A 13,292-nucleotide genomic window follows, 5' to 3' on the forward strand; every position below is an offset into this window, starting at 1 on the left:
GAGGTATCAATTCAAATGCCATGAGCCTCATTTTTCAAGCATCGTTTACAGCCTAGATTGGCTTCCAAGACGCGGGCACACCGCCCCGCCTCACTTGAGGAGACTCAATCATGAGCAAGACCGTCATCGTCACCGGCGCTTCCAGCGGCCTGGGCTTCGCCATCGCCGAGGCTTACCTGGCACGCGGCTACAACGTGGTGGGCAACGCCCGCAGCCAAGCCCGCCTGCAGGAGGCCGCAAGCAAACTGGGCAACCCGGCCAACTTCCTGCCGGTGGAAGGCGACATCGCCAAACCGGAGACCGCCAGGCGCCTGTTCGCCCAGGCCATCGAGGCCTTCGGCAAGGTGGACATCCTGGTCAACAACGCCGGCATCTTCATCGCCAAACCGGTGACCGAGTACAGCGAGGCGGAGGTCGAGAGCATCGTCGACACCAACCTCAAGGGCTTCTTCTATCCGTCCCAGGCCGCCGCCCGGCACATGGCCGCCAACGGCTCGGGGCACATCGTCACCATCACCGCCGCCATCGCCATGCAGCCCAACGCCAAGGTGCCGGCGCTGCTGCCGGTGCTGATCAAGGGTGGTCTGAACAGCGCGGTGCGCGGCCTGGCCCTGGAGCTGGCGGGGTCCCAGGTGCAGGTCAACGCCGTGGCGCCGGGGATCATCCAGACCCCGATGCATGCCACCGACGAGCAGACCCGCGCCTTCCTCGGCGGCCTGGCGCCCACCGGCCGGATCGGCACGCCACAGGACATCGTCGACGCCGTGCTCTACCTGACCGACTCGACTTTCGTCACCGGTGCCATCCTGAATGTCGACGGTGGTTCCACCACCGGCACCTGGTAAACCCGAGGAGAACCCGAAATGCCCTACGTGAACATCCAGGTCACCGATGAAGGGGTGACCGCCGAAGAACGCCGCCAGCTGATCGAAGGCGTGACCGAACTGCTGGAACGCGTGCTGAGAAAACCGCCGGCGAGCACCTTCGTGGTGATCCAGGAAATCCCCACCGACAGCTGGGGCGTGGGTGGGGAGACGGTCAAGGCGCTGCGGGCGCGGGAAAGGAAACCCGGTTGAAGCTGCGGGCACGCCGGGGGGCCGCCAGGTCCTCCGGCGATTGCCTTGCACCATAAGGGTGCTGCTAGGATCGCGGCATACCGTTTCGCCATCGCAGAGGCAAGGAATGCTCGCCGCGCTCAAGCGTTATCCGCTACAGGTCAATCTGCTGCTCTGCGCCACCTTCCTGCTGACCCTGGCGCGCGGCATCACCCTGCCCTACCTGGTCATCTACCTGTCGACGAACTTCGACCTGCCGGTCGACCGCATCGGCCTGGTCATGGGCGGCTCGCTGTTCGGTGGTGCGCTGCTGAGCCTCTACGGCGGCTACCTGATCGACCGCCTGCCGGGCTTCCGGCTGATCCTCGGCTTCGGCCTGTGCTTCGTCGCCGCCTTCCTCGGCATGCTGCTGACCCGGCAGTTGTGGCTGTTCTTCCTGTTCCTGCTCGGCTTCAACTTCGCCTATTCAGTCACCGACGTGGTGGTCAAGACCGTGTTCGGCCGCCTGCTCGCGGCGGGCGAACAGGGCCGCGCCTTCTCCATCCGCTACACCCTGATCAACCTCGCCTACGCCATCGGCCCCTTCATCGGCGCGGCGCTGGCCCATGTCAGCCAGAAACTGCCTTTCATCGTCTCGGCCGCACTCGGCGCCCTCTTCCTGCTGGCCTTCCTGCGCTACGGCGACCGCGACATGCGCCCGGCCGGGGGCACCGCGCCGCCGTCCTTCCTGGCGGTAATGAGCGTGCTGTCGAAGGACCATCGGCTGATGTACTTCACCCTTGGCGGGGTGTTCACCGCCGTGGTATTCGGCCAGTTCTCCGCGTACCTGTCGCAGTACCTGGTGACCACCGGCAGCGCGGAATACGCCTACCAGGTGATCCAGACGCTGCTGGGGGTCAACGCCGTCTCGGTGATCGCCCTCCAGTACCTGCTGGGCAAGCGCATCGACAACGACCATCTGCAGCGCTGGCTGCTGGTCGGGCTGGGCTTGTTCGTGCTGGGCATCGTCGGCTTCGGCCTGTCACAGAACGTGGTGCACTGGGGGCTGGCGATGGTGGTGTTCACCCTCGGCGAGATCATCGTGATCCCCGCCGAGTACATGTTCATCGACCGCATCGCCCCGCCGCACCTGCGCGGTGTGTATTACGGCACGCAGAACCTGTCGAACCTCGGCGGCGCGGCCGGCCCGGTGCTGGTCGGCTTCGCCCTGAGCCTGTGGGCGCCGCACTGGGTGTTCGTGATGCTCGCCGGCTGCATCGTCAGCGGCGCCTTCTTCTACGTCGCCGGCGCCTCGCTGCCGGGGCCCCGACCACGGGACTGACGGGGCGCCTTGCGCGGCTTCTCCGCCCGCCCGCGCGATGTGGTGCGAATGGCGACGTTCATCAGCCGCTGGAACTTCGGACAGGCCAGGTGATCCGGCGCCGGGCACTCGGCGGCGTGGCGCAAGCTGTCGCGGATGGCGCTGAGCCGACGAATGCTGCGGTCCAGTTCCTCCGCCTTCTCCCGCAACCGCTCGCGATCGATCACCGGCCGCGCGCCGCCGACGAAGATGGCGCCGATCTCCTCCAGGGAAAACCCCGCCTCCCGCCCAAGCGCGATCAGTGACAGGCGCGACAGCACCTCATCGCTGAACACCCGGCGCATGCCGTTGCGGCCGATGGAGCGGATCAGCCCCTTCTCCTCGTAGTAACGCAGGGTCGAAACCGGCAGGCCGGACCAGCGCGCCACCTGGCCGATGTCCATCTCTTTCATGCTTGACCTCAAGTCGACTTGAGTTGGAATGCTGTGTTGATCGGAGTTTCACCATACCCTTTCAGGAGACCTGTATGAACCCGGTCATCACCTTCGTGCTTCACAGTCTGCTCACCGGCATCGTTGCGACCCTCGTTATGGATGGCTGGACGCTGCTGCTCAAGCGCGTCTTCGGCGTCCCCGCGCTGGACTACGCCCTGGTCGGCCGCTGGGTCGGCCACATGCTCCACGGTCGCTTCCGCCATACCGCCATCGGCAAGGCCCCGGCCATCGCCGGTGAACGGGCGCTCGGCTGGCTCGCCCACTACCTGATCGGCATCGGTTTCGCCGGGGCGCTGCTGATACTGACCGGCTCCGACTGGCTGTCCCGGCCCGGTCCGCTGCCGGCGCTGCTGTTCGGCCTGGTCACGGTCGGCCTGCCCTTCCTGGTGATGCAACCCGCGCTGGGCATGGGCATCGCCGCGGCCAAGGCGCCCGATCCACGCAAGGCGCGGATCAAGAGCCTGGGCACGCACCTGGTGTTCGGCATCGGCCTGTATCTGGGCGCGTTGGTCAACGCCGCGCTGATGTCTAGCGCCGGTTGAGGCGCTGTAGCTCAACGGATTGCTCGAAAATCATCGGCGGCCTGAGGCGATAGAGTATCGATAGTGGCATCGTGGCGAGTGGCGAGTGGCGAGTGGCGAGTGGCGTCAACGCGACAGGCCGCTTCTGGCCGGTTCCGCGACAAGGCCCATCGGCAGGACCTCGCGAGAACCCGCCCTTTCATTGACCTGTTAGACCTGCAGCGAAGATCCAGGCCTCGATAATGGCAAGACCGCATGCGGCTGCGGCAACGTCCGTCAGCACATCCAAGCCTCAACCGGGCGGCCTGCCGTGGAAGCGCCGCCTCAGGAGCCCATCATGCCAGGCAACCGAGCCCGCGCCCTGCGAGCCGTACGCTCCGCCTCGTTCAACAATGATGTGGTGGTCGAGCTGCTACGGGAAATCACTCCGCTGATCGATAGCCACGAACTGAGCCGTCGACTGCGCTGCGCAACCCGGCAACTCGAACGCGACGCCCACACCCTGGAAGACGTGTGGGAAGACATGCTCACTAACGGCGCCCGCGTTCCGCAGCGCCCGCATCCTCGCTGACGCCAGCGGGCGCGCCGGTTCACGCGTGCTGTATACCGGCACGCTTGAGCAGTTGCCGGCAGCGCTCCGACAGGTGCACCACGCGCAGCTGCTTGCCGGCCTTGGCATAGCGCTCGCGCAGGGTCTTCAGTGCGGCGATGGCCGAATAGTCGACGAAGCTCAAATGCGCGCAGTCCAGTGTGACCTGCTGCGGATCGCCCGCTGGATCGAACTGGTTGAGGAACGGTGTGGTGGAGGCGAAGAACAGCGTGCCGTGCACGCGATAGAGCCGGCTGCCGTCGACCTCGTCATGCACGTCGGCGTACAGCTCGCGGGCATGCTTCCAGGCAAAGTCCAGGGCGGCGATGACGATGCCGCAGAACACTGCGATCGCCAGGTCAGTGGCCACGGTGATCGCGGTCACCGCGATGATCACCAGCACATCGCTGGTCGGCACCTTGTTCAGGACCCGCAGCGAAGCCCAGGCGAAGGTCTGCTGCGACACCACGAACATCACGCCCACCAGCGCCGCCAGCGGGATGCGCTCGATCAGCGGCGAGAGGAACAGCACGAAGAGCAGGACCATCACCCCGGCCACCACGCCCGACAGCCGGCCCCGGCCGCCTGAGCTGAGGTTGATCACGGTCTGGCCGATCATGGCGCAGCCGCCCATGCCGCCGAACAGCCCGGAGACGATGTTGGCGCCGCCCAGCGCCACGCATTCGCGGTCGGGGAAGCCCCGGCTTTCGGTGATCTCGTCGGTGAGGTTGAGGGTCAGCAGGGTTTCCAGGATGCCGACCATGGCCATGAGGAAGGCGTAGGGTGCGACGATCCGCAGGGTTTCCAGGTTCCACGGGATATCCGGCAGGGCGAACGGCGGCAGGCCGCCGGCGATGTGCGCCATGTCGCCCAGGGTGCGGGTCGGCAGGCCCAGCAGGTAGACCAGCAGCCCGACGCCGAGGATCGCCACCAGCGCCGGCGGCACCGCGCGGGTCAGCTTCGGCAACAGGTAGACCACCGCCATGGTCAGCGCCACCAGCCCCAGCATCAGGTACAACGGGATACCACTGAGCCAGTGCTCACCGTCCTTGAAATGCTCCATTTGCGCCAGCGCGATGACGATGGCCAGGCCGTTGACGAAGCCGAGCATCACCGGATGCGGCACCATCCGCACCAGCTTGCCCAGGCGCAACACGCCGAAGGCGACCATGACCAGGCCGCCCAGCAGCACCGTGGCCAGCAGGTACTGCACGCCGTGCTGCACCACCAAGGCGACTATCACCACCGCCATCGAACCGGCGGCGCCAGAGACCATGCCGGGACGGCCGCCGAACAGCGCGGTCAGAGTGCAGAGGATGAAGGCGCCGTACAGCCCCATCAGCGGGTTGAGGTGGGCGACCAGGGCAAAGGCGATGCACTCGGGCACCAGGGCGAAGGACGTGGTCAGTCCGGCCAGGACATCGGCACGCAGGCGGGCGGGTTTCATGGTTCGACTCGGGGTGGGACTGCGGAAAAGGCCGGCAATGGTACGCAAATGCCCCACGCCCGGCCACTCGCCATGCCCTGCGGTCGCAGGCATCCCCGGCAGCGACTCAGCGAGCGCACTTGCCGATCAGCTCTCCGGACCCCAGGGCCCGACTTCGACGATACGTCGGACAAAGATGCGCGGCTCGGGCATGACGGGCTCGTCGAGGGGCTCTCCCGAGAAACACCGCCAATGGTTGATCACCATGTCGTACCCCGAGAGCTGGCTGAAGGCCACGCCCGCCGAAAACCTGGGGTTGATGTCCATCAGCAGCGGGGTGCCGGCGTGCATCAGGAACTCGACGTTGATGCAACCATTCACATCGAGGGCGCGGGCGACTTCGAGGGCCGCATCGGTCAGCGCTGGATCGTTCAGCATCCTGACGGTCATGCCGGCGCCGTTGGAAGTCCGCATCAGTTCCTGCCTGGCCATGGCCGCCACGCGTCCGCTGGCGCGCTGGCGCACGACGTCCACCACACACACCTCGCCGTCGAGCAGCGGCTGCACGATATAACCACGCTCGTCCAGCTTCCTGCGGAAGTACACAAGATCATGCACATCGTATATCCGCTCCAGCCCTTCGCTGCTCCGGCCACCGCGCGGCTTGGCGATCAACGGGAGGGTCAACCCCGTCGAGGGAAGCGCCTCCAGCCGCCAGGTGGGGATGGTGTGAATAAGCGGATCACTGCAGAACGTTTCGAAGACGCGCCACTTGTCGCGAGCCAGGCGCAGACTTTCCACCGGTGACATGCACAGTGTGATGCCAAGGCGGGAGAACGCCTCGTGGTGCAGGACGAAGGCATCCACCTCGATATCCGTCAGCGGCAGCACATGGGTTATCCCTTCGGATTCACAGAGCGAAAGAATGCGTTCGACATAGGCCTGCGGGTCCCGCGCGGTGGGCACATGGCACACGCTATCGAGCAAGGCCGAGGTGGCCGTCCATTCCTGCGGAACCGTGCTACTGCCCAGGATTCGCATGTGCGAACAGCGGCGCAACGAAGTGATTACCGCTTCTGCGGCGAAGGAACCAATGGCGGTGACGAGGAGCGTCGGGATCGATCCGTGGGGAGGTGACGTTTTCACGTCGAATTCCCGCCGCTGGCGCGTCGGGAAAACAGTGGAGCAGGGACACCCGTTTCCATCTCCAAGGCCTCGCATTGACTCTGCTGCCTTACCGCCGAATCACCCTCCTGGCCCTTTGTCCTGATTGGTTCAGCGTAGACCCTGGATGCATGGGCGACGGACCGGTCAGCGGAACCAGGTCCGGCATCGCCTGGCGGTCCGGCCCTACCCCGCCTGCGCCTGCACCAGCGCACCCTGCAGGAACAGCCGCTCCAGCACACTGGCCGAGCTGGAGCTGGCCGCCCGGCCGTAACGTTCGGCGTCGACCATGCCGTAGAGCATCGAGAGGAAGAGTTCGGTGAACACCGCGGCGGTGATGTCGATGCGGAACACGCCGTTCTGCTGGCCGCGCAGGAAGAAGGCGTCCACGGCGTCGATGTAGTAGCTCCAGCGCTCGGTGGCGGTCTCCACGTCGAGGCTTTCGGTGCGGAACTGGAATATCAGGAAGGCCAGCATGTCGCGATGCTTGAGGTGCTCGGCGATCAGCCGGCGCAGCGCGTCCAGCGACGGGTCCTGCTGCAGCTCGGCAGCCTCGAGGATCTTCCGGATCACCGAATGGCCGTAGCCCTCCAGCATCTGCACCAGGTTGTCGCGGGTGCCGCAGAAGCGGTGCAACGTGGCCTTGCTCACCCCCGCCGATTCCGCCAGCTCCTTCAGTGTCGCCCGTGGGCGATCGACGATGGCCACGGCCAGCGCGTTGAGAAGGCGTTCATCGTGGGCAGTGAGTGTCATTCGTAGCCTCGGAACCGGATGTCGGGTTGTTTCGATGTTGGAAAGTCTCATTGTGCAGAAGAAGACGCTCCTTTTGAAAGGAGATGACACATTTTATACAGTCCAAGATCAAATGAGACAATATTGACTCATTTTAAATTTGAAAGGATCATGCGCACCTTTCCAGTTAGACAGACCCGGGTGAATCATGGGCAGCGTGCGTGCAATAGGGATGATCAGTGCTTTGGTAGCGGCAATGGCGCTGGCCGGCTGCGGACCTTCGGGCGAGCCGGAAGCGGCCGCCGAGGTTGCCCGTCCGGTGGATGTGGTGGCGGTGGTCACCGAACCACTGGTGCTGACCTCGGAACTGCCCGGGCGCATCGAGCCCGTGCGGGTGGCCGAAGTCCGCGCGCGGGTGGCCGGCATCGTGTTGCAGAAGCGCTTTGCGGAAGGCGCCGACGTGAAGGCCGGCGACCTGCTGTTCCAGATCGACCCGGCGCCGCTGAAGGCCGCCGTGTCCCGCGCCGAGGGCGAACTGGCGCGTGCCCAGGCCACGCTGTATGAAGCGCAGGCGCGGGTCAAGCGTTACCAGCCGCTGGTGAAGATCGAAGCGGTCAGCCAGCAGGACTTCGACAGCGCCACCGCCGACATGCGCAGCGCCCAGGCGGCGGTGCGTTCGGCACAGGCGGACCTGGAAACCGCACGGCTGAACCTGGGCTACGCCTCGGTCAAGGCGCCGATTTCCGGCCGCATCGGTCGTGCGCTGGTCACCGAGGGTGCGCTGGTCGGCCAGGGCGAGGCGACGCTGATGGCGCGCATCCAGCAGCTCGACCCGATCTACGCCGACTTCACCCAGCCGGTGGCCGACGCGCTGCGCCTGCGCGAGGCGCTCAAGGGCGGCGACCTGTCCGCCGGCCAGAGCCAGGCGCTGAGCATTCGCGTCGATGGCACCGACTACGAGCGTCAGGGCGAGTTGCTGTTCACCGATATCTCGGTGGACCGTGGCACCGGCCAGGTCTCGCTGCGCGGTAGCTTCGCCAACCCCGATGGTGTGCTGCTGCCGGGCATGTACGTGCGGGTCACCGCGCCCCAGGGCAGCGACGCCAAGGCGATTCTGGTGCCGCAGCGCGCCGTGCAGCGCGCCACCGACGGCAGCGCCCACGTGCTGGTGATCGGCGCCGACAGCCGCGTCGAGACTCGCCAGGTACAGACCGGCGCCATGCAGGGCGCACGCTGGCAGATCAGCCAGGGCCTGGCCAGCGGCGACCAGGTGATCGTCGGTGGCCTCACCGGCCTGCAGCCGGGCAGCAAGGTCGAACCGCGCCAGCCGCAGGAGCAACAGGCAGCCCGCCAGTAAGACCGGGCTCGCCGCGAGGAATATCCCATGTCCAAGTTCTTCATCTTGCGCCCCAACTTCGCGTGGGTGGTGGCGCTGTTCATTTCCCTGGCCGGCCTGCTGGTCATTCCGCTGCTGCCGGTGGCGCAGTACCCCAACGTGGCGCCGCCGCAGATCACAGTCACCGCCACCTACCCCGGCGCCTCCGCACAGGTGCTGGTGGACTCGGTCACCAGCGTGATCGAGGAAGAGCTCAACGGCGCCAAGGGCCTGCTCTACTTCGAATCCACCAGCAACTCCAACGGCACCGCCGAAGTGGTGGTCACCTTCCAGCCCGGCACCAATCCGGAGCTGGCCCAGGTGGACGTGCAGAACCGCCTGAAGAAGGCCGAGGCGCGCATGCCGCAACCGGTGCTCACCCAGGGCCTGGAGGTGGAGCAGACCAGCGCCGGCTTCCTGCTGATCTATGCGCTGAACTACAAGGAAGGTGCCCAGCGCAGCGATACCACCGCCCTGGGCGACTACGCCGCGCGCAACATCAACAACGAGCTGCGCCGCGTCTCCGGCGTCGGCAAGCTGCAGTTCTTCTCGTCCGAAGCGGCCATGCGCGTCTGGGTCGACCCGCAGAAGCTGGTGGGCTACGGCCTCTCCATCGATGACGTGAGCAACGCCATCCGCGGGCAGAACGTGCAGGTGCCGGCCGGCGCCTTCGGCAGCTCGCCGGGCAGCGCGGCCCAGGAAGTGACCGCGACCCTGGCGGTGAAAGGCACCCTGGACGATCCGGCGGAATTCGGCCACATCGTGCTGCGCGCCAATCCCGACGGTTCCACCGTGAAACTGGCGGACGTCGCGCGCCTGGAAGTGGGCAGCGAAAGCTACAACTTCGCCTCGCGCCTGAACGGCAAGCCGGCGGTGGCCGGCGCCATCCAGCTTTCCCCCGGCGCCAACGCACTGCAGACCGCCGCATTGGTGAAGGAGCGCCTGGCCGAGCTGTCGGTGAATTTCCCCGACGACGTCGAGTACTCGGTGCCCTACGACACCTCGCGCTTCGTCGACGTGGCCATCGAGAAGGTGATCCACACCCTGATCGAAGCCATGGTGCTGGTGTTCCTGGTGATGTTCCTGTTCCTGCAGAACGTCCGCTACACCCTGATCCCGGCCATCGTCGTGCCGGTGTGCCTGCTGGGCACGCTGACGATGATGTACCTGCTGGGCTTCTCGGTGAACATGATGACCATGTTCGGCATGGTGCTGGCCATCGGCATCCTGGTGGACGACGCCATCGTGGTGGTGGAGAACGTCGAGCGGATCATGGCCGAGGAAGGCCTCTCTCCCGCCGCCGCCACGGTCAAGGCGATGGGCCAGGTGTCCGGCGCCATCATCGGCATCACCCTGGTGCTGGCGGCGGTGTTCCTGCCGCTGGCGTTCATGGCCGGCTCGGTGGGTGTGATCTACCAGCAGTTCTCGCTGTCGCTGGCGGTGTCGATCCTGTTCTCCGGCTTCCTCGCCCTGACCTTCACCCCGGCGCTGTGCGCGACCCTGCTCAAGCCGGTCCCTGAAGGCCACCACGAGAAGCGCGGCTTCTTCGGCGCCTTCAACCGCGGCTTCGCGCGCCTGACCGCGCGCTACACCCGGCTCAACAGCGCGCTAGTCAAGCGTGCCGGGCGCTACATGCTGGTCTACGCCGGCATCATCGCCGTGCTCGGCTACACCTATGTGCGCCTGCCGGAGTCCTTCGTGCCGGTGGAAGACCAGGGCTACATGATCGTCGACATCCAGCTGCCGCCGGGCGCCACCCGTGCGCGCACCGACCTCACCGGCCAGGAGCTGGAGCGCTACCTGATGTCCCGCGAGGCGGTGGATTCGGTGTTCCTGGTGATGGGCTTCAGCTTCTCCGGCATGGGCGAGAACGCCGCGCTGTCCTTCCCGACCCTGAAGGACTGGTCCGTGCGCAGCGCCGAGCAGTCCGCCGACGCCGAAGCCGCGCTGACCAACGAGCGCTTCGCCGGCCTCAGCGACGGCGCGATCATGGCGGTCACCCCGCCGCCGATCGACGGCCTGGGCAACTCCGGTGGCTTCTCGCTGCGCCTGCAGGACCGCGCCGGCCTCGGCCGCGAGGCGCTGCTGGCGGCCCGCGACCAGTTGCTCGGGCAGGCCAACGGCAACCCGAAGATCCTCTACGCGATGATGGAGGGTCTCGCCGAGGCGCCGCAGCTGCGCCTGGAAATCGACCGCGACAAGGCGCGCACCCTCGGGGTGAGCTTCGAGTCCATCAGCAGCGCGCTGTCCACCGCCTTCGGCTCGTCGGTAATCAACGACTTCGCCAACGCCGGCCGCCAGCAGCGTGTGGTGGTGCAGGCCGAACAGGGCGAACGGATGACCCCGGAAGCCGTGCTCAAGCTCTACGTGCCCAACGCCAGCGGCGAGCTGGTGCCGCTGTCCGCCTTCGTCAGCCCCCATTGGGAAGAAGGCCCGGTGCAACTGGTGCGCTACAACGGCTACCCGACCATCCGCATCGCCGGCGACGCCGCGCCCGGCGTCAGTACCGGTGAAGCCATGGCCGAGATGCAGCGCCTGGTCGCCGAGCTGCCGGCCGGCATCAGCTACGAGTGGACCGGCCTGTCCTACCAGGAGAAGGTCGCCAGCGGCCAGGCGAGCCAGCTGTTCGCCCTCGCCATCCTGGTGGTGTTCCTGCTGCTGGTGGCGCTCTACGAGAGCTGGGCGATCCCACTGTCGGTGATGCTGATCGTACCCATCGGCGCCCTCGGCGCGGTACTCGCCGTGATGGTCGTGGGCCTGCCCAACGACGTGTACTTCAAGGTCGGCCTGATCACCATCATTGGCCTGGCGGCGAAGAACGCGATCCTCATCGTCGAGTTCGCCAAGGAGCTCTGGGAGAAGGGCTACAGCCTGCGCGAGGCCGCCATCGAGGCCGCCCGCCTGCGCTTCCGCCCGATCATCATGACCTCCATGGCATTCATCCTCGGTGTGGTGCCGCTGACCATCGCCAGCGGCGCCGGCGCCGCCAGCCAGCGCGCCATCGGCACCGGGGTGATCGGCGGGATGCTCAGCGCCACGCTGCTGGGGGTGATCTTCGTGCCCATCTGCTTCGTCTGGCTGCTGTCGCTGCTGCGCCGCAAGCCCAAACCTGCCCACCCATCCCTTGAGGCCACGGAGTGACCGCCATGCGCAAACCAGCCTTTACCCCCAGCGCCCTGCTGCTGGCGCTGGCCCCGCTCCTGCTGATAGCCGGCTGCTCGATGGCGCCCACCTATGAGCGCCCCGACGCGCCGGTGGCCGCGAACTGGAGCGGCCCTGCCGCGCAGCCTGGCCGCGCGGCCAGCAACCTGGACTGGCAGACCTTCATCGTCGACAGCGAGCTGCGCGACCTGGTGAACATCGCCCTGAACAACAACCGCTCGCTGCGCCAGACCCTGCTGGACATCGAGCAGGCCCGCGCGCAGTACCGCATCCAGCGTTCCGAGCGAGTGCCAGGGCTGAACGCGGCGGCCAATGGCAACCGCCAGCGGCTGCCGGGTGACCTGTCCAGCAACGGAAGCTCCGGTGTGAGCAGCAGCTACCAGGTCGGCCTGTCGCTGCCCGAGTACGAGCTGGACCTGTTCGGCCGGGTGAAGAGCCTGACCGACGCCGCCCTGGAGCAATACCTCGCCACCGAGGAAGCCGCGCGCAGTGCGCAGATCGCCCTGATCGCCGAAGTCAGCCAGGCCTACCTGAGCTACGACGGCGCCCAGCGTCGCCTGCTGCTGACCGAGCAGACTCTGGCCAGCCGCGAAGACTCCCTCGCGCTGATCGCCCAGCGCCGCTCGGCGGGCGCCGCCACCGCCCTGGACTACCAGGAGGCGCTGGGGCTGGTGGAACAATCCCGCGCCGAACAGGAAAGCAACGCGCGGCAGAAGCAGCAGTCGCTCAATGCCCTGGTGCTGCTGCTCGGCACGCCGGACGCCGCCAGCCGCATCCCGCTGGTGTCGTTGGACAAGCCGATGCTGGTCCAGGACATCGCACCCGGCACGCCATCCGAGCTGATCGAACGGCGCCCGGACATCCGCGCCGCCGAGCACCAGCTCAAGGCGCGCAACGCCGACATCGGCGCGGCGCGGGCGGCGTTCTTCCCGCGCATCAGCCTGACCGGCAGCTTCGGCACCTCCAGCGCGGAAATGTCCGGGCTGTTCGACGGTGGTTCGCGCTCCTGGAACTTCGTGCCAACGCTGTCGCTGCCGATCTTCGATGCCGGCCGCAACAGCGCCAACCTGGACCTGGCCAAGGTACGCAAGGACTCCGCCGTGGCCGCCTACGAAGGCACCATCCAGACCGCCTTCCGCGAAGTGGCCGACGCGCTGGCCGCCACCGACACCCTGCGCCGCGAGGAAATCGCCCGCCGGGCGCTGGCCAACACCACCGAGGAGACGCTGAAGCTGGCCAAGGCACGCTACGAAGGCGGCGTGGACAGCCACCTGCGCTATCTGGACGCGCAGCGCAGCAACTTCATCAACGAGGCGGCCTACATCGAGACCAGCACCCAGCGGCAGATCGCCCTGGTCGACCTGTTCCGCGCCCTCGGCGGTGGCTGGGACGGCAAGCCGGTGGCGCAGCGCTGACCAGGCGCCTTGGCTCCTACGAGATATATCTGCGCACGGGTCGGCCCTCACCCTAATCC

12 protein-coding genes are annotated in these 13,292 nt (G+C 66.8%); 8 read left to right on the plus strand and 4 right to left on the minus strand.

The window, feature by feature from the left end:
* Positions 1 to 110: 110 nt before the first annotated feature.
* The 3 genes from SD196_RS17065 (at position 111) to SD196_RS17075 (ending at position 2,376) form a co-directional block, all read left to right on the plus strand.
* Entirely contained in the window at positions 111 to 845 is a 735-nt protein-coding gene (locus tag SD196_RS17065; RefSeq protein ID WP_275611314.1) for an SDR family NAD(P)-dependent oxidoreductase, read from the plus strand.
* Positions 846 to 863: 18 nt separating this feature from the next.
* Positions 864 to 1,076, plus strand: a complete 213-nt coding sequence (locus tag SD196_RS17070; RefSeq protein WP_275611313.1) for a tautomerase family protein — start codon at positions 864 to 866, stop codon at positions 1,074 to 1,076.
* Between the two features lie 106 nt (positions 1,077 to 1,182).
* On the plus strand, positions 1,183 to 2,376 hold the full coding sequence (locus SD196_RS17075) for an MFS transporter (RefSeq protein ID WP_343573208.1): 1,194 nt from the start codon (positions 1,183 to 1,185) through the stop codon (positions 2,374 to 2,376).
* On the opposite strand, the gene SD196_RS17080 is transcribed toward SD196_RS17075, so the two are convergent.
* Positions 2,331 to 2,807, minus strand: coding sequence for a helix-turn-helix domain-containing protein (locus SD196_RS17080; protein ID WP_416310451.1), 477 nt, complete (start codon positions 2,805 to 2,807; stop codon positions 2,331 to 2,333). The genes SD196_RS17075 and SD196_RS17080 overlap by 46 nt on opposite strands.
* Before the next feature lie 74 nt (positions 2,808 to 2,881).
* On the opposite strand from SD196_RS17080, the gene SD196_RS17085 reads away from it, so the two are divergent.
* Both SD196_RS17085 and SD196_RS17090 read left to right on the plus strand, forming a co-directional pair.
* Positions 2,882 to 3,391 carry a DUF2938 domain-containing protein gene (locus SD196_RS17085; RefSeq protein WP_416310452.1) on the plus strand — a complete coding sequence of 170 codons (510 nt, stop codon included), beginning with the start codon at positions 2,882 to 2,884 and terminating at the stop codon, positions 3,389 to 3,391.
* 316 nt (positions 3,392 to 3,707) lie between these two features.
* Positions 3,708 to 3,941, plus strand: a complete 234-nt coding sequence (locus SD196_RS17090; RefSeq protein WP_275611310.1) for a hypothetical protein — start codon at positions 3,708 to 3,710, stop codon at positions 3,939 to 3,941.
* A gap of 19 nt (positions 3,942 to 3,960) precedes the next feature.
* Here SD196_RS17090 and SD196_RS17095 read toward each other — a convergent pair whose 3' ends face one another.
* From SD196_RS17095 to SD196_RS17105, 3 genes are all read right to left on the minus strand, one after another.
* Complete coding sequence (locus SD196_RS17095; protein WP_275611309.1) at positions 3,961 to 5,406, minus strand: SulP family inorganic anion transporter; 1,446 nt, start codon at positions 5,404 to 5,406, stop codon at positions 3,961 to 3,963.
* A 126-nt stretch (positions 5,407 to 5,532) separates the two neighbouring features.
* The gene (locus tag SD196_RS17100) at positions 5,533 to 6,531 is read right to left on the minus strand and encodes an ATP-grasp domain-containing protein (RefSeq protein ID WP_416310453.1); all 999 of its coding nucleotides are present in this window, start codon (positions 6,529 to 6,531) and stop codon (positions 5,533 to 5,535) included.
* Between the two features lie 204 nt (positions 6,532 to 6,735).
* Positions 6,736 to 7,302: a TetR/AcrR family transcriptional regulator gene (locus SD196_RS17105; protein ID WP_416310454.1), complete on the minus strand. Its 567-nt coding sequence runs from the start codon at positions 7,300 to 7,302 to the stop codon at positions 6,736 to 6,738.
* Between the two features lie 187 nt (positions 7,303 to 7,489).
* On the opposite strand from SD196_RS17105, the gene SD196_RS17110 reads away from it, so the two are divergent.
* From SD196_RS17110 to SD196_RS17120, 3 genes are read left to right on the plus strand one after another with little or no spacing between them, the layout of a single operon-like run.
* Positions 7,490 to 8,638, plus strand: coding sequence for a MexC family multidrug efflux RND transporter periplasmic adaptor subunit (locus SD196_RS17110; RefSeq protein ID WP_275611306.1), 1,149 nt, complete (start codon positions 7,490 to 7,492; stop codon positions 8,636 to 8,638).
* A gap of 27 nt (positions 8,639 to 8,665) precedes the next feature.
* Positions 8,666 to 11,797 (plus strand): multidrug efflux RND transporter permease subunit, encoded by a 3,132-nt coding sequence (locus SD196_RS17115; protein WP_416310455.1) that lies wholly within the window; start codon positions 8,666 to 8,668, stop codon positions 11,795 to 11,797.
* 5 nt (positions 11,798 to 11,802) lie between these two features.
* Positions 11,803 to 13,233, plus strand: coding sequence for an efflux transporter outer membrane subunit (locus tag SD196_RS17120; protein WP_416310456.1), 1,431 nt, complete (start codon positions 11,803 to 11,805; stop codon positions 13,231 to 13,233).
* Positions 13,234 to 13,292 lie beyond the last annotated feature (59 nt).

The organism is Pseudomonas macauensis (assembly GCF_047902425.1).
In the GTDB taxonomy this organism is placed as follows: Bacteria; Pseudomonadota; Gammaproteobacteria; order Pseudomonadales; family Pseudomonadaceae; genus Pseudomonas.